14 protein-coding genes, 1 pseudogene and 2 riboswitches are annotated in these 20,641 nt (G+C 35.8%); of the genes and pseudogenes, 6 read left to right on the top strand and 9 right to left on the bottom strand.

Features of this window, described 5'->3' with window-relative positions; translation table 11 throughout:
* Positions 1-24: 24 nt before the first annotated feature.
* Positions 25-109, bottom strand: a riboswitch (cyclic di-GMP riboswitch).
* 283 nt (positions 110-392) lie between these two features.
* Positions 393-1,706, top strand: coding sequence for an anaerobic C4-dicarboxylate transporter family protein (locus tag ACLBWW_RS25145; protein WP_000498712.1), 1,314 nt, complete (start codon positions 393-395; stop codon positions 1,704-1,706).
* A 115-nt stretch (positions 1,707-1,821) separates the two neighbouring features.
* Here ACLBWW_RS25145 and thiE read toward each other — a convergent pair whose 3' ends face one another.
* Both thiE and thiM read right to left on the bottom strand, forming a co-directional pair.
* Positions 1,822-2,481, bottom strand: coding sequence for a thiamine phosphate synthase (thiE, locus tag ACLBWW_RS25140; RefSeq protein WP_098641708.1), 660 nt, complete (start codon positions 2,479-2,481; stop codon positions 1,822-1,824).
* Positions 2,482-2,497: 16 nt separating this feature from the next.
* Positions 2,498-3,313 carry a hydroxyethylthiazole kinase gene (gene thiM / locus ACLBWW_RS25135; protein ID WP_338390610.1) on the bottom strand — a complete coding sequence of 272 codons (816 nt, stop codon included), beginning with the start codon at positions 3,311-3,313 and terminating at the stop codon, positions 2,498-2,500.
* 63 nt (positions 3,314-3,376) lie between these two features.
* Positions 3,377-3,486, bottom strand: a riboswitch (TPP riboswitch).
* Positions 3,487-3,914: 428 nt separating this feature from the next.
* On the opposite strand from thiM, the gene topB reads away from it, so the two are divergent.
* Positions 3,915-6,104, top strand: a complete 2,190-nt coding sequence (gene topB, locus ACLBWW_RS25130; protein WP_098221303.1) for a DNA topoisomerase III — start codon at positions 3,915-3,917, stop codon at positions 6,102-6,104.
* 41 nt (positions 6,105-6,145) lie between these two features.
* Here the strand turns inward: topB and ACLBWW_RS25125 are convergent, their stop codons facing one another.
* From ACLBWW_RS25125 to ACLBWW_RS25110, 4 genes are all read right to left on the bottom strand, one after another.
* Positions 6,146-9,061, bottom strand: a complete 2,916-nt coding sequence (locus tag ACLBWW_RS25125) for a YhgE/Pip domain-containing protein (RefSeq protein WP_048541944.1) — start codon at positions 9,059-9,061, stop codon at positions 6,146-6,148.
* A gap of 306 nt (positions 9,062-9,367) precedes the next feature.
* Positions 9,368-10,159, bottom strand: coding sequence for an endonuclease/exonuclease/phosphatase family protein (locus tag ACLBWW_RS25120; RefSeq protein WP_048541946.1), 792 nt, complete (start codon positions 10,157-10,159; stop codon positions 9,368-9,370).
* Between the two features lie 4 nt (positions 10,160-10,163).
* Positions 10,164-11,801, bottom strand: a complete 1,638-nt coding sequence (locus tag ACLBWW_RS25115; protein WP_048541948.1) for a PTS transporter subunit IIBC — start codon at positions 11,799-11,801, stop codon at positions 10,164-10,166.
* Positions 11,802-12,007: 206 nt separating this feature from the next.
* Entirely contained in the window at positions 12,008-13,672 is a 1,665-nt protein-coding gene (locus ACLBWW_RS25110) for a glycoside hydrolase family 13 protein (RefSeq protein WP_048541949.1), read from the bottom strand.
* 243 nt (positions 13,673-13,915) lie between these two features.
* Here ACLBWW_RS25110 and ACLBWW_RS25105 point away from each other — a divergent pair, with 243 nt between their 5' ends.
* Complete coding sequence (locus tag ACLBWW_RS25105; RefSeq protein WP_447614291.1) at positions 13,916-15,247, top strand: FAD-binding oxidoreductase; 1,332 nt, start codon at positions 13,916-13,918, stop codon at positions 15,245-15,247.
* Between the two features lie 32 nt (positions 15,248-15,279).
* On the opposite strand, the gene ACLBWW_RS25100 is transcribed toward ACLBWW_RS25105, so the two are convergent.
* Positions 15,280-16,206: a methyl-accepting chemotaxis protein gene (locus ACLBWW_RS25100; RefSeq protein ID WP_407707385.1), complete on the bottom strand. Its 927-nt coding sequence runs from the start codon at positions 16,204-16,206 to the stop codon at positions 15,280-15,282.
* Between the two features lie 15 nt (positions 16,207-16,221).
* Positions 16,222-16,407: pseudogene (locus ACLBWW_RS25095) on the bottom strand (HAMP domain-containing protein); the annotation flags it as partial.
* Between the two features lie 370 nt (positions 16,408-16,777).
* Here ACLBWW_RS25095 and ACLBWW_RS25090 point away from each other — a divergent pair.
* The 3 genes from ACLBWW_RS25090 to ACLBWW_RS25080 all read left to right on the top strand — a co-directional run bounded on the left by ACLBWW_RS25090 (position 16,778) and on the right by ACLBWW_RS25080 (position 19,202).
* Complete coding sequence (locus ACLBWW_RS25090; RefSeq protein WP_048541956.1) at positions 16,778-17,500, top strand: amino acid ABC transporter ATP-binding protein; 723 nt, start codon at positions 16,778-16,780, stop codon at positions 17,498-17,500.
* Positions 17,501-17,621: 121 nt separating this feature from the next.
* The gene (locus ACLBWW_RS25085) at positions 17,622-18,416 is read left to right on the top strand and encodes an ABC transporter substrate-binding protein (RefSeq protein ID WP_048541958.1); all 795 of its coding nucleotides are present in this window, start codon (positions 17,622-17,624) and stop codon (positions 18,414-18,416) included.
* A gap of 93 nt (positions 18,417-18,509) precedes the next feature.
* Positions 18,510-19,202 carry an amino acid ABC transporter permease gene (locus tag ACLBWW_RS25080; RefSeq protein ID WP_000461606.1) on the top strand — a complete coding sequence of 231 codons (693 nt, stop codon included), beginning with the start codon at positions 18,510-18,512 and terminating at the stop codon, positions 19,200-19,202.
* A gap of 51 nt (positions 19,203-19,253) precedes the next feature.
* Here the strand turns inward: ACLBWW_RS25080 and ACLBWW_RS25075 are convergent, their stop codons facing one another.
* Complete coding sequence (locus ACLBWW_RS25075; RefSeq protein WP_048541961.1) at positions 19,254-20,339, bottom strand: fatty acid desaturase family protein; 1,086 nt, start codon at positions 20,337-20,339, stop codon at positions 19,254-19,256.
* Between the last annotated feature and the right edge of the window lie 302 nt (positions 20,340-20,641).

Below are 20,641 nucleotides of genomic sequence, written 5' to 3'. Positions count from 1 at the left end.
ATTGGTCAAGACCAACCCTATCCGTCCGGTAACTGGCTAGCATAGCCTTTCGACCTTAGCTCCTGTAGTTTTGCGTCCTAATGTTTCCATCAGTTTGCCTTTCTCGCTGAACGAGTTGAACGATATGGGAGTTCTATGAGAATTAAATTATTCTCTATCAAAGATTACAACATAAGAATTAAAATGTCTACCTATTTAGAGATGCAAATGTAAAGTTTCAATGTATTATTTTTTCGAAATAACTTAACAAAGTTCGTGAATGTTACATTTCTTGTGTTATATAATAAAAAATGTATATAACACAAGGATTATTTTGAGTATTTGTTTTAATTTTCGTTCAAATTAAATTATTCAAATATATCTTAACTAATGAATTTCGGAGGTAGTTTATCATGTTTTGGCTACAATTTCTTACGTTACTACTCTGCATTTTTATTGGCGCACGCCTAGGCGGAGTTGGTCTAGGAGTAATGGGTGGCGTTGGTATGGCAATACTTGTTTTTGTCTTCCACTTACAACCTACAGCTCCTCCTATTGATGTAATGCTTATGATTTTAGCAGTAATTACAGCTGCCGGTGCACTGCAAGCCGCTGGAGGAATGGACTACCTTGTTCATCTAGCTGAGAAAGCATTGCGAAAAAATCCAAAGCGCATTACATTCTTTGCTCCAATTGTTACTTATTTATTTACACTGTGCGCAGGAACTGGTCACGTTGCTTATTCTGTACTTCCTGTTATCGCAGAAGTCTCTCGCGAATCTGGGATTAGGCCGGAACGACCAATGTCAATTGCCGTAATCGCTTCCCAACAAGCAATTACAGCTAGCCCTATATCAGCTGCAACAGTTGCACTTTTAGCAATGCTAGCTGACTATAAAATCACCTTATTGGATATTTTAAAAGTAAGTATTCCTTCTACCTTCATCGCTTGTATGGTAGCTGCATTTGTTGCTAGCAAAATGGGGAAAGAATTAAATGAAGACCCTGAATACTTGAAACGTTTAAAAGAAGGAATGATTCCTAAAATTGAAGAGAAGAAAGAATTTGTTGGTTTAAAAGGCGCTAAACTATCCGTTATCCTTTTCTTAGTGGGAACTTTCCTTGTCGTACTTCTCGGTTCATTTGAAGCACTTCGTCCAGGATGGATGGTTGACGGGAAGTTAATTCGTCTTTCCATGCCAAACACAATTGAAATGGTTATGTTAACTATCGCAGCTCTTATTATTATTTTCTGCAAACCAAATGTAGAAAGCATCGTGTCTGGTAACGTCTTTAAAGCGGGGGCAACAGCAGTTGTTGCTATTTTCGGTATCGCTTGGATGGGAGATACTTTCTTTAACGGAAACTTAAATATGATTCAAGGATCAATACAGCACCTAGTAACAAGTGCACCATGGCTATTTGCCATCGCATTATTCATTCTATCTATTTTACTATATAGCCAAGCAGCAACAGTACGTGCTTTAATGCCTCTTGGATTATCACTCGGTATTCCACCAGCGCTACTAATCGCAATGTTCCCTGCAGTAAATGGATATTTCTTCATTCCAAACTATGGAACAATCGTTGCTGCCATTAACTTCGATCGTACTGGTACAACAGGTATTGGTAAATATGTTTTAAATCATAGCTTTATGATTCCAGGCCTAATCGCAACATTCACTTCTATCGGAATTGGAATGCTCTTAATTTCAATTATGTTTTAAAGAAAAAGCACAAACCCAAAGTTTTAAAGGGTTTGTGCTTTTTTAATCAAACGTTTGTTTAAATATTTTTAACTGTCCATTATGTTTTTTACTATTTTTGTGAAGTTCCGTTTTCCTACAAACCCCTATTTACTTCCTCAACTAGCTTCTTCGTACTTTCATACGCAGATTCCGCTAAACTAATCGCAGAAATAACGGAAACACCGTCTGCACCCGCTTCTATAACTGATGCTGTATTTTCAATTGTAATGCCACCAATCCCGACAATCGGTATTGTAATTCCTTGCTCTCTAAAATGAGCTAAGCCTTTCGTTCCTTGCACAGCTTTCGTATCTTTTTTCGTACTCGTTGGGAAAATAGGGCCAACACCTAAATAATCAGCTCCGTTTTCAATTGCCCAGCGTGCTTCTTCAATTGTATGTGTAGATACACCAACAATTTTATCCCCCATTTTTTCACGAACAGAAGTAATCCCTTCATCATCTTGTCCAACATGCACGCCATCAGCATCTAACTCGAGAGCTAGTTCCACATCATCATTTACGATGAACGGTACACCGTACTCCTTACAAGTTGCTTGTAGTTCTTTTGCGAAACAAATGCGTTCCTCTCCTGTTAAAGCGCCTTCTCCCTTTTCACGAAATTGAAAAATTGTTATACCGCCTTCGAGTGCATCTCTCAATACTTGTAGCGGCTCTTTCGCACAATTGTTACTTCCCATTATAAAATATACTGATAACAACCTGGACATGTCAGCCTTTGTAATACAGGGCATCTAGTTCCCCTCCTTACTATATAATCTCAATCTTCCCGTACTTCTCAATATCACCTGAAGTAGTATTCGCTAACTGATTTAAAAATTCAATTTGGAAACTACCAGGTCCCTTTTCCACTGTCTTAGCAGCTGCCAGTTCCGCAGCTACACCATAAAACGTTAATGCCGCTACTGCTGCCTTTACATAATCCTTTTCTACTGCTACAAATGCTCCTATTACAGAAGTTAGTAAACAACCAGTTCCCGTAACCTTCGTTAAAATAGAGTGACCATTTCGAATAAGAATCGTTCGCTCTCCATCTGTAACAACATCTTCTTTTCCAGTAATCACCGCTACTGTATTTAATTCATCCGCTGCCTGCCTTGCAATACTTACAACATTGCCATTTCCAACACCGGCGTCTACCCCTTTAATTTCCCAGCTCTCATTAATAACGTTCGCTATTTCAGCTGCGTTCCCGCGAATAATCGCTAACTCGATTTCAGTCGGAATATACCTCGCAACTTCTGTTCGATACGATGTTGCTCCTGCACCAACTGGATCAAACAGTACTGGTACATTGTTCACATTTGCTGATTTACCCGCAAGTAACATCGCTTCTACTTCTTCAGGACGGAGTGTCCCCATATTTAATACTAATGCTCCAGCAATGCTAGCCATTTCTGCTACTTCTTCTTTTGCATACGCCATTACAGGCGATGCCCCTAACGCTAACAAACCGTTAGCTGTAAAGTTTGTTACAACAACATTTGTAATATTATGAACGAGCGGATTAGATTCTCTCACCAAATCCACTACTTTACTAATTTCTTTCATATTCATCCTTCTCATCCCCTAACTATAGTGATGGGAGATACACAAAAAGGCACTTTGCGCGTACGCAAAGTGCCTGAACATGTGCTTTTACACTCTCCCTACGCTGGCATTATCCAACAGGTTCAAATGGTCAATGACGGATTAGTCATACTCTCAGTTTGCATCCACAAACTCCCATGTGCTTATTATTCATCTACTTCAAAGTCTACTCTTATTCTAGTAAAATAACAAGTTCTTTACTTTTCTATTTCATATAGAAGCAACTGATAAAACAATACGCATAATAAAGTGAAACTTTAATCAGTGGGGGTTTTGTTCATCCCCCACTGATTATTAGTTGAACCAATCGGGCTTTTATGGGCAGTTGATCCCCTACCTAACTTCTTTGCTTCTGCTGAATTTTGAGGCAGGGGTCTTACTGCCTGTTAATGCGGGATAAATAAGTATCTATTTTTCATAGTCTCATCCTCGTGTAGATTATGTTCTATCACCATCATTTGATTTCAAACAATTTTTGTTCATACCACTAAAAAACGTTCAAATCTGGAGCGAAACTGAATCTCAAGAAGATGTATGCTATAGTTAACGTATGGAAATTTGAAAGGATGTTTTTAATATGTCAAAAAGCGTTGTAATCGCTGAAAAACCTTCCGTTGCACGAGATATTGCGCGTGTACTTAAGTGCGATAAAAAAGGAAATGGCTACCTTGAAGGTAGTAAATATATTGTAACTTGGGCTTTAGGTCATCTCGTTACATTAGCAGATCCAGAAAGCTATGATGTGAAATATAAAAAGTGGAATTTAGAAGATTTACCGATGCTACCCGAGCGTTTAAAACTAACCGTTATTAAACAAACAGGGAAACAGTTTAACGCTGTAAAAAGCCAACTTCTTAGAAAAGATGTAAATGAAATTATTGTAGCGACAGATGCTGGACGTGAAGGCGAATTAGTCGCACGTTGGATTATCGATAAAGTTAAAATACAGAAGCCTATTAAGCGTTTATGGATTTCATCTGTTACTGACAAAGCAATTAAAGATGGCTTCGCAAATTTAAAACCAGGTAAAGCATATGACAATTTATACGCTTCGGCTGTCGCACGTTCAGAAGCTGACTGGTACATCGGTCTTAACGCGACTCGCGCTTTAACGACTCGCTTTAATGCCCAGCTGAATTGCGGCCGTGTACAAACACCTACTGTCGCTATGATCGCTAATCGTGAAGATGAAATAAAGAACTTCAAAGCTCAAACTTACTACGGTATCGAAGCACAAACAACGAATCAGTTAAAACTAACTTGGCAAGATGCAAATGGTAATAGCCGCAGTTTTAATAAAGAAAAAATTGATGGTATCGTAAAAGGTTTAGATAAGCATAATGCTACTGTTGTGGAAATTGATAAAAAACAGAAGAAGTCATTCTCTCCTGGTCTTTACGATTTAACTGAATTGCAACGTGATGCCAATAAAAAATTCGGTTACTCTGCGAAAGAAACATTAAACATTATGCAGAAATTGTATGAGCAACACAAAGTGCTAACATACCCTCGTACAGATTCACGCTATATTTCATCTGATATCGTTGGGACACTTCCAGAGCGTCTAAAAGCATGTGGCGTTGGAGAGTACCGTCCTTTAGCACATAAAGTATTACAAAAGCCTATCAAGTCTAATAAGTCATTTGTTGATGATAGTAAAGTAAGTGATCATCACGCAATTATTCCGACAGAAGGATACGTTAACTTCTCAGCCTTCACAGATAAAGAACGTAAAATTTATGATTTAGTTGTAAAACGTTTCTTAGCCGTTTTATTCCCAGCATTCGAATACGAGCAACTAACGTTACGCACAAAAGTTGGCAATGAAACGTTCATCGCACGTGGAAAAACTATTCTACATGCCGGTTGGAAAGAAGTATATGAAAATCGCTTTGAAGATGATGATGTAACTGATGACGTAAAAGAACAACTTCTACCTCACATTGAAAAAGGCGATACATTAACTGTAAAGTTAATTATGCAAACATCAGGGCAAACGAAAGCACCTGCACGTTTTAATGAGGCGACTTTACTTTCAGCAATGGAGAATCCTACGAAATATATGGATACGCAAAATAAACAACTTGCTGATACGTTAAAGTCAACTGGTGGATTAGGTACTGTAGCAACGCGTGCTGATATTATCGACAAGTTATTCAATTCGTTCTTACTTGAAAAACGTGGTAAAGATATTCATATTACTTCAAAAGGCCGTCAGTTACTTGATTTAGTGCCAGAAGAACTGAAATCTCCTACACTAACTGGCGAATGGGAGCAAAAGTTAGAAGCTATCGCTAAAGGAAAATTAAAGAAAGAAGTATTCATTTCAGAAATGAAGAACTATACGAAAGAAATTGTTGCTGAAATAAAATCGAGTGATAAAAAATATAAACATGACAACATTTCAACGAAGTCTTGTCCAGATTGCGGTAAACCAATGCTAGAGGTAAACGGCAAAAAAGGAAAAATGCTCGTTTGCCAAGACCGTGAATGTGGTCATCGTAAAAACGTATCTCGTACAACAAACGCTCGTTGTCCGCAATGTAAGAAGAAGTTAGAATTACGTGGTGAAGGTGCGGGACAAACCTTTGCATGTAAATGTGGCTATCGCGAGAAATTATCCACATTCCAAGAAAGACGTAAAAAGGAATCTGGAAGCAAGGCTGATAAGCGTGACGTTCAAAAATATATGAAACAACAGAAAAAAGAAGAAGAACCATTAAATAATCCGTTCGCAGAAGCTTTAAAGAAATTAAAATTTGATTAAACAAAAAGGTTCCTACCACTCTCGGTAGGAACCTTTTATTATTAATGAATAATTTTACTTCCTTTTGCGTTCTCAACAAACTTTTCACTCGATTTGTTAATTGGTGTTTTCAGTAATAACGCAGCTACAATCATAACTACTACGAAAGCACTTAACACAAGTAAATCTCTAGTTACTATATCCCAAAGCATTCCACCCACTGTTTCACGAATTGCACTAATTGCGTATGTGAATGGTAAGAACGGATAAAGTGCTTGGAAAAACGCTGGTGTCATTTGAATTGGGAATGTTCCGCCCGATCCTGCTACTTGCAGTACAAGTAAAATGATCGCCATCGATTTCCCAACGTTTCCGAAAATAGAAACGAGTGAGTATACGATACAAACGAAGACCCCGCCAATAAATAAACTAAATAATACAAACCAGAACTTATCGACTACGTACGTACCGAGTAAGAATATATCTCCCATCGATACGATAAACGCTTGTGAAAGACCTATCGTTAAGAATGTTAATAAACGTCCGAAGTAAATTTCATGACTCTTATAATTCGCGCCTTCTTCATGCACTTCTACCGTTAATAATGAAACCATTAATAATGCGCCTACCCATAATGCAAGCACTGTATAGAATGGTGACATCGCTGAACCATAGTTTGGCATCGCAAATAACTTATTCTCTTTTAAATTTACTGGATTCGCGAAGTAATCACTTTGCTTTTCAACATCATTTTTCAATAAGCGTATGATGTCTTTTATATCCTCTTCAGATTCAAAATCACGAATTTTATTTGCTAAGTCTTTAATCTTTTTCTCAGTCTCCGGCATGTCAGCCTTAATGTCTGTTAATTTCTTTTTACCGTCTACTAAGCCTTTTGATGAATCTTCTAGTAGCTTTTTAACATCTGGAAGCTTTTTGTCTGCTTCTTTTAAAATTTGAGATGTGTTTTTCGACATCTCTTTTGTACGAGCAATTGCTTCATTAAAGTTTGGAACGATTTCTGAATCGTACTTAGCTAAGATGTCACCTATTTGACCCGAAACATTTTTAGATACTTCATTAATACTCTCAATAACATCTGCCGCTGGTTTTTGACCTTTATTAATAGCGTCAATTCCTTTATCAGTTAAATCGATTCCTTTTTGAAGACCATCTTTTACTTTATTCAATTTAGAAATCATGTTATTCGTGTTCTTATCACTATTTACATCTGCTAAAACTTTATTCGTATTTTCCATAACAGGAATCATATCGTTAACTAAATTTAGCCCGGCTTTGAACTGGCCATTTAAATCATTTAAAGCTACTTTTGTAGAATCTAGTCCGTTAACACCTTTATTACTTAAGTCTTCTCTAGCTTTTTCAAGCTCTGTTTTTAATCTGCTGTAATTATTTACAGCCTGATCATAGCCTTCTCTACCATTGTCTAATATCTCGTTAACTTTTTTTATTTCTTGATTTAAATTCTGTTGTGCATTTCCAGCTTTATCTTTTAATTGTTCAGCCGTACTTACCGCTTTTTCAAAATCCGCTACAAACGTCGCATTATAATCTGCCTCCGCTTGGTTTACTAAATTATTTATTGCATTTAACTTTTGATTAGTAGCATCTCTTACATCTTGTTTCACTTCTTGCCCTGTACCTATAATATTAGCGATATCTTTAACGCCGCCATTTGCATTTTCGATAGCTGATTTAAGATTCGTTAATTTATCTATTCGTTTTTGGAAGAAGTCTTTTCCAGAATCAGTTGGTGCGGATTCTTTAAATTTAGTAAAGATATCAATTACATATGAAACACTATCCACACGACCTTGAAGATTCTCAGAAACCTTATTAAGATCTTGTTTCGCTTTTTCTGGATCAAAATTACCATTTTGTAACCCGTTTATAACTCCCTGTGCATAAGTTGTTCCAACACGTATTGAGCCGAATACATTATTTACAGTTTGATCAATATTTTTAGCTATATCTTTATATAATTGACCATTCACCTGCGGTAATTCTGGTATCTGTGGAATAGTTATATTAGGTAACACTGGGAATTTAGATGGATCTGGAAGTGCCATATTGAAATCAAAAGATGGATTTTTTAAGAAATCCGTAATCGCCGCCGCACTATTCAAACCTGTTTGCATTGCAATTAAATTATTCTTAATAGTTCCTGGAGCACGATTCAATGTTTCATCGTTTCTCGCAAAGAATGCATCTAAGCTCTTAAGTGTATCCTGACCATCATTAATAACACTCTCTACAACCGGCAATTCTTTCTGCGCTACTTTTACTACATCCTCTGCTCGAGTCGCATCATCTAACGCCTTATCCATCAGTGTATTCATTTCTGGGAACTGCGCTTCTAACTTAAAGACAAGGTCTTTTACTTTCTCGATACTTGGTAAGTTTGTTTCTAAATCGATTCCAAGGTCATTGAAGATTTTAAAAATCTCACCGTTCGCTGTTTTAACGAAGTTTTTACTAATTTCTTCTGTAATACCTGATGCACCTTTTGCTGTAATTTTCGGTGCAATCGCATTTACTTTTTCATTTACATAGTAATCAAGTTCTGGCTTTTGTGGATTTTCATCCAGAACAGTTGCAATTTTTTCAGAGAAGTCTTTTGGGATTGTAATACTTGCATAATAATCCCCACGCTCAACTCCGTAAATCGCCTGCTTTTGGTCTACAAATTTCCAACCAAGATTCTTGTTTTTCTTTAGAGAATCTACAATCTCGTCCCCGATATTGATATCTTTCCCTCTTAAATTAGAGCCTGCATCTTGGTTAGAAACGGCAATGGGAACCTCTTTTGTATTTCCATAAGGATCCCAAGAAGCTTTAATGTTAAACCATGCATATAACGATGGTAAAATCATTAATCCTAAAACAATAACAATTGCAGCCCAATGTTTAGCTACATTCCGTAAATCTGTCTTATAAATACGCCAAATTTGTTTCATAGAATTTATCACCTAATTATATATTTTTCCTTCTTTAGAAAATGATACATACATTTTGCAATTATATCACTTTCTACATCGTGGATTAAACGAAAATACACTATTTTTCCCATTAAATATTTCACTTACTTCATTATATAACGAAGTAAAAAAAGTATGCATACAAAATGACCAAATTAGTTTTACATTCAATAATAACAAATATATAGGAAATGTCATAAAAAATACAAGTATTTTCTCTTGGAAATACTTGTATTCCTCAAAAAAATCCTCACAGCTTTTCATCATCTGTGAGGATTTCTTCTATTATATATCTACTTGTACTTCTACACCGAAATGATCTGAAATTACATTTCTGTTCGTACCATTAAAAATGACTTTTGAAGAACGAACTTTTTCACTTTGGTTACACAATATTAGATCGATTCGTAAGTTATGTTTATTTTCATCCCAACCAGCAATCTCACCTTGGACAGTTGTTCCTTCATCCTTCTCTATTGCTAGTTCATATGTGTCATACAAACCTTTTTGCATCATATATTCATAACCTTCACCTTGTAAACGGGCGTTATTATTAAAATCACCCATTAAGAAGGAAAGTTCATTACTATCTACACGCCCCATCAAACGATTAACTTGATCTTTGAATGATTCTTCTTCATCATTCCACCAACCGAGGTGGCAAGAGTAAAACGTTATGTTCTTATCATTATAAGCAATTGTCGCACCTACAATTTTGCGTGTTTTCCAATACGTTGTATCCTTATTTTCTGAAATAAAGAACGTATCTTCCTTTACAACATTATGCTTCGTTATAATCGCTAATCCTTCTTCATACACATCATAACCAATATGAGAGAAATCCCAAGTAATATTGTAATCTTTTACATGTAACGCTTTTAACTCTTCTAATAGTAAAAGTCCAAAATTATCTTCTTTCTTGTTACCGCATACATTTTCAGCTTGTATCGACTGACTTACTTCTTGCAATGCGATGACATCGTACTCTTCTTCTTGAATGACTTTAGCAAGATATTTTATCTTTTCCATTTGATTCTCTTCTTGCCAAGAGTGACAGTTTAAAGTTAGCAATTTCATCTTATTACGCACCTAACATATCTTGAATGTCTGACTTTAATACGTCAGCTTTCGGACCATATACTGCTTGTACACCTTTATCTTTTACGATAAGTCCTAAAGCACCATTTTGTTTCCACTGTGCTTCCGGTGCAACAACCTCTAAATCTTTTACTGTTACACGTAAACGCGTCATACAAGCATCTACGTCAGCAATATTTTCTTTACCACCTAATAAATCAATAACTTTTGTTGCTAATGAACCATCCTGTACATTTCCTGTTCCTTCTGATGACTCATCTTCATTATCAATATAGTTACCTGCACGTCCTGGTGTTGGTAAATTGAATTTTTTAATTAAGAAATTGAATAATGTAAAGTTCAGACCGAAGAACACTAATGAAACGATAACGAAATTGATTAAATCTCTTGTTAATCCTGCATTAACCATCATCGGTGTACGAGTAATTAATTCAATAAATCCAAATGCGTGAACACGTAAGTTAATTAAATCTGCTAATGCGAATGCAAGTCCTGTTGTAATTGCATATACAACATATAATACTGGAGCAATAAACATGAACATGAATTCAATTGGTTCTGTTACACCTGTTAAGAATACTGCTAATGCAGCCGATAAGAACATTGGTTTATATTTTGCACGTTTTTCTTTATCAACATTACGGAACATCGCGAAAGCAATACCCATTAACGCTGCTGTTGAGCCAATAACTTGTCCAGCTTTGAAACGAGCTGGTACAACGTTATTTAATAAATCGTTATATGCTTTCGTATCTCCATTTGCTAGTAAATTATTTAAGTCTGTAATCCATGCAAGCCATAAAGGATCTTGTCCTGCTACAATTTGTCCAACTTTTGAGCCAGTTAACATCGTATATGTTCCGCCTAGCTCTGTGTAGTTCATCGGAATCGTTAACATATGATGTAAACCGAATGGTAATAGTAAACGCTCTAACGTTCCATATACAAATGGTGCAACAACCGGTGCACTATCTTTAGATGCTGCAATCCAGCGACCGAATTCATTTAATCCACTTTGGATGAACGGCCATAAAAGTGATAATACAATTGCAGTGACTGTAGACCAAACAATTACAACGAATGGTACGAATCGTTTTCCGTTAAAGAATGCTAATGCCTGTGGTAGTTTATTATAGTTATAATATTTGTTATATAGAGTAGCTCCTAAAAAACCTGTGATAATCCCTACGAAAACTCCCATGTTTAATGCTGGTGCACCAAGTACAGAAGTAAAGTAATCTTTTACAACTAAATCTCCTGCTAATACTGAAGAAACTGTCGCTTTTGAATCCGCTAACATTTCAGCGTTTACGCCAAATATAGCTCCTGTAATTCTGTTCGTTAAGACGAATGCTAATAGCGCTGCAAATGCACCACCTGCGCGATCCTTCGCCCAAGATCCCCCAATTGCTACTGCGAATAAGATGTGTAGATTTGTAATGATTGCCCAACCGATGTCTTCCATTACGCGAGCGATTGTATGAACTGCGTTAATATCCCCAGCAGACATCCCAATTAACTTACCGATAGAAATCATTAAACCAGCTGCTGGCATTACAGCTACAACAACTAATAATGCTTTCCCGAACTTTTGCCAAAAATCAAAAGACGTAATTTTCATCTGTTCTTCCTCCCCTTTATTTATAACAACATAATGATTTAAATGATAATTTCTGTTTCTATTATGAAAACGATTCCTTACGTTACTTTATTTTTATCCTTTACGCAACCGTTTTCATAAATCTATTTTAATAAAAGCGTTTTCACTTTGCAATAGAAATTTATTTTTTTTCATAAAAAAAGATGCTCTAAGAGCATCCTTTTTTATTATGAAATGCGATAAACCCTTGTTTCATAAGGTTTTAACGTGATTGAAGTTACTTGTTCATTTTCCGCAACTTTATAGTTATTTAAAAGCAAACGTTTGCGTTCTAGTGCAAATGAACCTTCATTATACACAGCTACCTCTTTTGAAATATTACTAATTACAACGATTTTTTCATCGTTTAATGTACGAGTATATGCATAAATTTGCGGATCATCTTCTAAAAGTAAATCATACGTACCGTAATTCAGTACATCGTGCTCTTTTTTCAAGGCAATCATTTTCTTATAGAAATTGAAAATAGAGTTCTCTTCATTCTTTTGCTTTTCAACATTAATTTCTTTATAGTTTGGATTCATACCAAACCAAGATGCACCTGTTGTAAAGCCAGCATTCATTTCATCGTTCCACTGCATAGGTGTACGTGAATTATCGCGGCAAGAAGCCCATATAATTTCCATCATATCTTGATGTGATACGCCCTCTGCAATTTTCTCTCGATATAAATTTTTAATTGCTACATCATCATAATCTTCAATATTTGGGAATTGAACATTTGTCATCCCAATTTCTTGTCCTTGATAAATAAACGGTGTACCGTGCATAAAGAAATACATTGCTCCAAGAGCTGTTGCACTTTCACGCCAATATTGTTTATCGTCTCCCCAAGTTGAAACGATACGTGGCTTATCGTGATTCTCAATATATAAAGCATTCCATCCTTTATTTTCTAACCCTTTTTGCCATTTCGTTAATACCTTTTTCAAACCTACAACATCAAGATCTTTCTTCTTTTCTGCATCCCATAAACTTAAATGTTCGAATTGGAATACCATATTGAACTTACCTTTCTCTTCTCCAACCCAAAGCTCAGCATCTTCAATCTTAACGCCATTCGCTTCACCAACAGTCATAATATCATACTTAGAAAACGTATTTTCTTTTAACTCTTCTAATAAAGGTTGAATACCATCCACATTCATATGTTTATCAAAAGATGGTACATACTTTAATTCTTTTGGATTTGGCATATCTTTGAAACCATCTTCTTTTTTAATATGGCTGATTGCATCCACTCGGAAACCATCAATTCCTTTATCAAGCCACCAATTAACTGTATCGTATAACACTTCGCGAACTTCTTTATTCTCCCAGTTTAAATCTGGTTGTTTACGCGAGAATAAGTGTAAATAATATTGTCCTGTTACTTCATCATATTCCCATGCCGAACCATTAAAAATACTTTCCCAGTTGTTTGGTTCCGCACCATCTTTACCATCATGCCAAATATACCAATCACGCTTCGGATTGTCTTTAGATGAACGTGACTCAATAAACCATGGATGTTCATCACTCGTATGATTAATAACTAAATCAATAATAAGCTTCATATCACGCTTATGAACTTCATCTAGTAAAGCATCAAAGTCTTCCATCGTACCAAATTCATCCATGATATCTTGATAATCACTAATGTCATAGCCATTATCATCATTAGGTGACTTATACATTGGACAAATCCAAATTACATCTATACCTAAATCTTTTAAATAATCCAGTTTTGCAATAATACCTTGTAAATCTCCAATACCATCACCATTTGAATCCATAAAGCTACGCGGATAAATTTGATACGCAACCGCTTCTTTCCACCATGTCTTTTTCATAGTCATTCTCTCCTTTTGCATCCCATCAGAATTTTATGCAAACGTTTTCGTAACACTATCATAACAAAATATAAATAGTTTGCAACTGTTTTCATTGAACTCTATGTAGATTCCTTATTCTTATGCTTTATTTATTTCTCACAAAAGCAAATCTCATTCCTCACCTGCTCTTGTCCACGCACGTTACATACACTTTTCATATATTAATAAAAAGCACTGCTTGTTTTAGAAAGGAGTGATAAATTGAAACAAACAAAATTAACAGGTCGTATCGTCGTTCCTTCAGACCCGGACTATGACGTAGCCCGAATGAATTTAAATTTAAGCATTCCAAAACTCCCTTGCGTTATTGTTTTTTGTCAAAATCAAAATGATGTCTGTAACGCCTTAAAATGGGCACGCGAATGTCATGTACCATTTCGCTTAAGAAGCGGACGTCATAGCTATGAAAATTTTTCTCTTTTAAATAGAGGACTTATTATTGATGTGAGTGAAATGCATCGTATTACTGTTAATACAGATAAATTAACAGCAACAATTGAAGCTGGTGCAAATCTTGGCACTGTTTATAAAGAGCTTTGGACTTTTGGTGTGACAATACCGGCTGGTACAAGTGCAAACGTTGGAATTGTTGGGTTAGCCCTTGGCGGTGGCATCGGTATGCTTTCACGCCTATTTGGATTAACATGTGATCAATTAGTAGAAGTTGAAATAGTACAAGCGTGTGGTAAATTTGGAGCAAAAATCCTTCGCGCAAACGAACATGAAAACCATAACTTGTTTTGGGCGTGCTGCGGTGGTGGTGGAAACTTCGGAATTGTTACTTCTTTAACTTTTCGAGTCCATCCTATAAAAAATGTATCAATCTTCTCAATTACATGGGAATGGGAAGATTTTATCGCTGCATTTCAAGCGTGGCAAAACTGGGCACCTTATATAGACAAACGTCTCACTTCATCAATTGAATTATTCGCAAAGCAACGAAATAAAATTGAAGTAAAAGGTGAATTTGTTGGCTCCCCCTCTGAACTCCATTCCTTATTATCTCCTCTTCTTGAAACTGGTACCCCCTCTCTCTTTATAGATGAAGTTCCTTATATAAAGGCTGTTGAATTTTTTAATAGTGGTAACATCCCTGAAAACTTCAAGCGCTCCGGTTCCTATGTATATAAACCGATTCCCCTTAAAGGAATTCAAATCATGCAACATTTTCTTTCTCATGCTCCAAATAAAGATGCGAGTATTTGGCACCAATCGCTTGTAGGTGCTGTTGAAAATATTCCCCCTACTGAAACAGCTTATTTCCATCGTAAAGCAATTATTGCGCAAGAATACATTACCTCTTGGAAATGCGATGATGAAGAAAATCGCAATATACACTGGGTTAAAGATTTACGAGAAAGCTTAGATCCTTATACACTAGGTGACTATGTCAATTGGCCCGATATCGACATTAAAAATTGGCAAACTAGTTATTACGGCCCTAACTTTCAAAGATTGCGTAAAGTGAAAACCATATATGATCCTTGCAATGTTTTTCGTTTTCAACAAAGTATCCCACCCTTTCATACGTAAAAAAAGGAAGAACAGAATGCTGTTCTTCCTTTTTACATTGAAAATCGTTCAATTGTTTGTTTCAAGTCTGCTGCTTGCTTTTCTAAATCCTTTAACAATTGATCGATTACTACCATATTTTTAGATTGTTGCAACGTCACACGTGCTACTTCTTGTGAACCAGCTGATGTTTCCTCAGCAATTGCTGCTACAGCCTTCGTCTGTGCTCCGGTTTGATGAATGTGACTCACTTGTTCGTTCATATAGCCACTAATTTGCTTCGTTGCATCGGCAACTTCCATAATACTTGATGACATTTCTTTTAAAATTAATTCAGTAGCTTCCCCACGTTTCGCCTCTTCTTTAGCCGTTTTCACTTGCTCTGTCATTTTCAATGCGACTTGTTGCACTTCTTCTTGCATATTCCGTAATAACTGCGATATATTTCTTGCAGAATGATCGCTTTCATCGGCAAGTTTACGTACTTCTTCAGCTACGACTGCAAAGCCCCTTCCATGCTCTCCAGCACGAGCCGCCTCAATAGAAGCATTCAGTGCTAATAAATTCGTTTGACTAGCAATCTCACTCACAACAGAAACAATATGTTCTACTTGTTTCATTCGTTCTTCTAATTTCTGTACATTTTGCATCGAATTTTCATTTTCTTTTGCCAATGTTTGAATACCTTGAATTAAAGAAGTAAAGACTCGTGTACTTTGCCCTAAAGCTTGAACCATTTCTAAAGACAGCTCGTCAGACTGTTTTGCTTTTTCTTCTACTTCACTCGCAATAGAAGTTGTTGTATCAACAGCAGAAACAATCGCCTGAATGGAAGCTGCTGATTGCTCAGCGCCAGAAGAAATCTCTGCAAGGGTTTCAGACACACCTCGTGCTTGTTTTGTTGCTTCCCCTGTTTGCCTTCTAATTTGCTGAACTTGATTATTTGTATACGAAAATGTAGTATCAATATTTTTTACCATACCTCTTAAGTTCCCTAGCATCATATTAAATGCAACACTTAAAGATTTAATCTCATCATCTGTTTTTGGTAACGGGACATCTTCACGAATATCGCCATCGGCCGCTTTCCTTGCAGCCTCCTCCAACTTTCGAAGTGGTTTAATTAAAAAGATTGCTGCTCCATACGCTAAAATTCCAGACCATACTACACCTAATAACATAACGATAATATTATAAACAGTTTGACTTACATAACTTTGAAAATAATCGTATATCACGTAAATAAAAAATATACTTGTTGAATATGTAATAAAAGCTAAAACTGTAGTAAATAGCATAAGTTGTGTACGTAAACCAAAGGAAAAAGTTTTCTTCTCCTTTTCCATTTCTCATTCCTCCCCATAAATAATATACATACTATCTATATATTATTATCCATATTTTCGTTATAGAAAGATATAGGGATTTTAAAAATCATTATTCCCTTGAATATCAAATTACCCGAAAAAAATAAAGGATTCTGACAATTTATGACTAATAACAGAAATAAGGGTCAACATTTGTAAAATATATTTTGACTGGGGGTTTTGTATGATTCAGGTTCGAAATCTAGTAAAATCATTTGGCTCACTTGATGTTTTAAAAGGAATTGATTTAGAAGTAAAAGAAAAAGAAGTTGTTGTTTTAATTGGTGCCAGTGGTTCCGGTAAAAGTACATTACTTCGCTGTCTTAACTTTTTAGAAATGTACGATGAAGGTGAAATTCATTTACAAGGTGAACGAATTGATCCACAGCATTCAAATTTAAACAAAGTCCGTGAAAATGTCGGAATGGTTTTTCAGCACTTTAACCTCTTTCCTCATATGACCTCACTAGAAAACATCATAGAAGCACCTATCCATGTAAAAAAATTAGAAACAACAAATGCAAAGGAAATTGGAAATCAGCTTTTGCAAAAAGTCGGCCTACAAGATAAAGCAGATGTAACTCCCCACCTCCTATCAGGTGGTCAAAAACAGCGTATTGCCATTGCACGAGCTCTTGCTATGAATCCTAAAATTATGCTATTTGATGAACCTACCTCAGCCTTAGATCCTGAACTTGTTGGAGAAGTATTGCAAGTTATGAAAGAACTTGCTGAAGAAGGAATGACCATGATTATCGTTACTCATGAAATGAATTTCGCAAGAGATGTAGCTGATCGCGTCATATTTATGGATGACGGAAAGATTGTAGAGGACGCTCCGCCAGCTCAATTCTTTTCAGCTCCATCACATGAACGAGCAAAACAATTTTTACGCAACGTTTTATAATGTAACTTCTGTTTCAAATGAAAAGAAATACATTCATACGGTGCACAACTAATTGTCCAAATAAAATATCTCAGTAACATACTTAAAACCATCCGTATGATCAATATATAGGAGGGGTTTTATGAAAAGAAAACTATTAACCATTGTTGCGAGTATTACATTATGTACATCCTTCATACTAGGAGCCTGTAGTAAGGAAAGTGCTACTACTTCTTCAAATGGTGAAAAAGAATTTCGTTATGCGATGAGTGGCTTATATAAACCTTTTAACTATAAAGAAAATGACGGAAAGCTTGCTGGTTTTGATGTGGAAATTGGTGAGGCACTTGCGAAAAAAATGAATATGAAACCCACTCCTATTACAAATCCATGGGAAACGCTAATTCAAGGTCTACAATCGAAAAAATATGATGCTATATTGGGCAGTATGGCAATTACAGAAGAACGCTTAAAAGCTGTTAGTTTCTCAAATCCTTATTATCGTTCTGGTGCCCAAATTTTTGTGGCTAAAAAGAATACATCTATCTCTTCTCCAGAAGATTTGAAAGGTAAGAAAATTGGTGTTGTAAAAGCTAGTACCTTTAAAGACCTTGTTGCAAAACATACAGATCAAATCACAGAATATGACAGCGATATTACTGCACTTATGGACTTAGAGCCTGGGCGTATTGATGCAGTAATCACTGATCAAATGGTCGGTTTACGTATGATCAAAGAAGGTAAATCAAATATAAAAGAAGCTGGAAAACCATTAAATCTTGATGAAATGGGAATTGCTATTCGTAAAGATGATAAAGAAATGGTTGAGAAAGTAAATAAAGCTTTAGATGAAATCATTAAAGATGGTACGTATGAAAAGATCAGTAAAAAATGGTTTGGGCGTAATATTCTCGGTGAAAAAGAAAAAACGAAGTAAATTAGCTAGTCAAATGTTTCATACATTATGCCCCACTTTTTATGTGGGGTATTTCATTCCCTACCAAAATCCATACAATATGAGGTGACACATATGTTTGAAATTTTTATGTCTACTTATCCCACACTCTTAAAGGCTACTATTGTCACATTACAATTAACACTAACATCCTTATTACTTGGTTCACTAATTGGATTACTATTCGCTTTTTTTCGAATCTCTAACAATAAGATTTTAAATAGTATTGCTCATGTATATATCGCCATTATTCGTGGTACACCTTTAATTGTTCAAATTGCCATTCTCTATTTCGGTATTACATCGATTATTGTCTTCACTCCTTTTTGGGCAGGAGCAATTGCTTTAGCAATCCATAACGGTGCATATATTACTGAAATTTTCCGCGGTTCCATTCAATCTGTCGACCGTGGACAATTGGAAGCCGCTCGTTCTTTAGGTATGCCTTATCCTTTAGCAATGCGCCGTATTGTATTACCGCAAGCATTTCGTCAATCTCTTCCTCCTTTAGGAAATCAGTTTATTATTGGATTAAAGGACTCTTCTCTCGTTGCATATGTAGGGTTGTCCGAATTATGGGGATCAGGTTTATCAATTGCTGCAAGTAACTTCCAACAACTAGATACATACATAATCGTTGGTTTATATTACCTCGTACTTGTTCTTCTATTTACTTATTTTGTTAATCTTTTAGAGAAACGATTACAAAGAAAAGAAACCAATTCAGTTCAATTTAGCAAAAAGAATAAAAAAGAAGTCTCTTTATAAAAAAAGCAAGCCTGAAATGGCTTGCTTTTTCACTGCAAAATATATCAATTTTTACTGATTTACTTTTTTAATACTCTCTTCTTCCTCTATATGTTCCTCACGATATGAAATATTATGAGGATCTAGTCCATTTCCTAAAGAACCATAGAAATGCTCTCTATGCGGATCCACTAATTCACTTCCTTGATAATACACACGTGGTGTATTCCATAGCGCTGCCAAAGCTTTTGTCATTGGCATCTCATGATAGCGTTCCGGCCACATTTCTTTAATTTTCTCTTTTACTAACGGATAGTATTTAGAGCTCATAGCAGGGAACAAATGGTGTTCTGTATGATATGAGAAATTGAAATGTAAAACGTCTACCCAGTGCGGCACTGTTACTGATAAACAGTTCGCTAACGGATCATTTACTGGAACAATTGGATTTAATCGATGATTTGTTGCGATATATGCCATTACAATAAAGTTAGCAATTAACAATGGAATTACATATGCAAATAACCATTTTCCAGGTCCCATAATAAACAATAAACTAATCCAAACAGTCCAAGGCAAAAGAAGTTGAAGCCATACAGATTTTTGATTGGATGACTTAAATTCCTTTATAAAATGAAAGAACATTCGAGTCGAATGTAACGTAAATTGAATGGTTAGTGACAGAAAACTAAAGAATGAACGAACATGAAGAGGCATGCGATATACCCACCTTAAAAACTTACTCTTTTTCAGTTTCTCAAGTGTAGGCCATGCATCTGGATCATTTTCTTCATGTTGTGTATGAACATGATGCGTTGCATTATGCCACTTTCTCCAAAGCTTCGGGCCAGTTGATAATGGCATAAATGCTATCGCGCCTAAAAAATCACGAAGCCATGCTTTTCTTACAACAGTTCCATGTAAAATTTCATGTCCTAAAAATCCAAGTGAAGCAAAACATAATCCAAGAACAATCGCAATTCCTAGATTCGCCCACACATTCAATTCAAATACACCAATCGATATTAACCCCGCCAATGCCACAAGCAAATAAGCCAGTCCACCAAATAAACGTGTAGGAACTGGTTTAAATGCTTTTTTCGGCAAATGTGGTGATACACGTGCTGCATACCACCCAAACGTATGAAGCTCCTTCATCCTTTTGCCCCTTTCTTATGCCGCGTCTTGCGCAACTTACATATATCAATTCTTGCTTCCAGATTGATTTTACTAGCTGATTAAAAAGCATCTATGTATAAGGAAAATATACTCACTCTATCGTCACTTATCTTTTCGCTTTTATTATCAATGAAAAACATTTCTCTTTTTACTCTCTATCAACCTTTCCACATGATGAATCATATCAATAGAATTTCCATATTGTCAACAACTTTTATGACCTAGTAATAAAAGTTGGTTATATTTTTATAATCATACTTTATTCCACTAAAGAAAAAACA

Source organism: Bacillus sp. M5A3_1b (genome assembly GCF_053345335.1).
The sequence above is the reverse complement of the archived record's forward strand: the minus strand, read 5'-3'. Positions and strand labels throughout refer to the sequence as shown.

Coding starts and splice junctions, on each gene's coding strand:
- ACLBWW_RS25110 (WP_048541949.1), bottom strand. CDS start 13,672: ATGAAAAAGACATGGTGGAAAGAAGCGGTTGCGTATCAAATTTATCCG.
- thiE (WP_098641708.1), bottom strand. CDS start 2,481: ATGCCCTGTATTACAAAGGCTGACATGTCCAGGTTGTTATCAGTATAT.
- ACLBWW_RS25085 (WP_048541958.1), top strand. CDS start 17,622: ATGAAAAGAAAACTATTAACCATTGTTGCGAGTATTACATTATGTACA.
- ACLBWW_RS25125 (WP_048541944.1), bottom strand. CDS start 9,061: ATGAAACAAATTTGGCGTATTTATAAGACAGATTTACGGAATGTAGCT.
- ACLBWW_RS25080 (WP_000461606.1), top strand. CDS start 18,510: ATGTTTGAAATTTTTATGTCTACTTATCCCACACTCTTAAAGGCTACT.
- ACLBWW_RS25115 (WP_048541948.1), bottom strand. CDS start 11,801: ATGAAAATTACGTCTTTTGATTTTTGGCAAAAGTTCGGGAAAGCATTA.
- ACLBWW_RS25145 (WP_000498712.1), top strand. CDS start 393: ATGTTTTGGCTACAATTTCTTACGTTACTACTCTGCATTTTTATTGGC.
- ACLBWW_RS25075 (WP_048541961.1), bottom strand. CDS start 20,339: ATGAAGGAGCTTCATACGTTTGGGTGGTATGCAGCACGTGTATCACCA.
- topB (WP_098221303.1), top strand. CDS start 3,915: ATGTCAAAAAGCGTTGTAATCGCTGAAAAACCTTCCGTTGCACGAGAT.
- ACLBWW_RS25090 (WP_048541956.1), top strand. CDS start 16,778: ATGATTCAGGTTCGAAATCTAGTAAAATCATTTGGCTCACTTGATGTT.
- ACLBWW_RS25120 (WP_048541946.1), bottom strand. CDS start 10,159: ATGAAATTGCTAACTTTAAACTGTCACTCTTGGCAAGAAGAGAATCAA.
- ACLBWW_RS25100 (WP_407707385.1), bottom strand. CDS start 16,206: ATGGTAAAAAATATTGATACTACATTTTCGTATACAAATAATCAAGTT.
- thiM (WP_338390610.1), bottom strand. CDS start 3,313: ATGAGAAGGATGAATATGAAAGAAATTAGTAAAGTAGTGGATTTGGTG.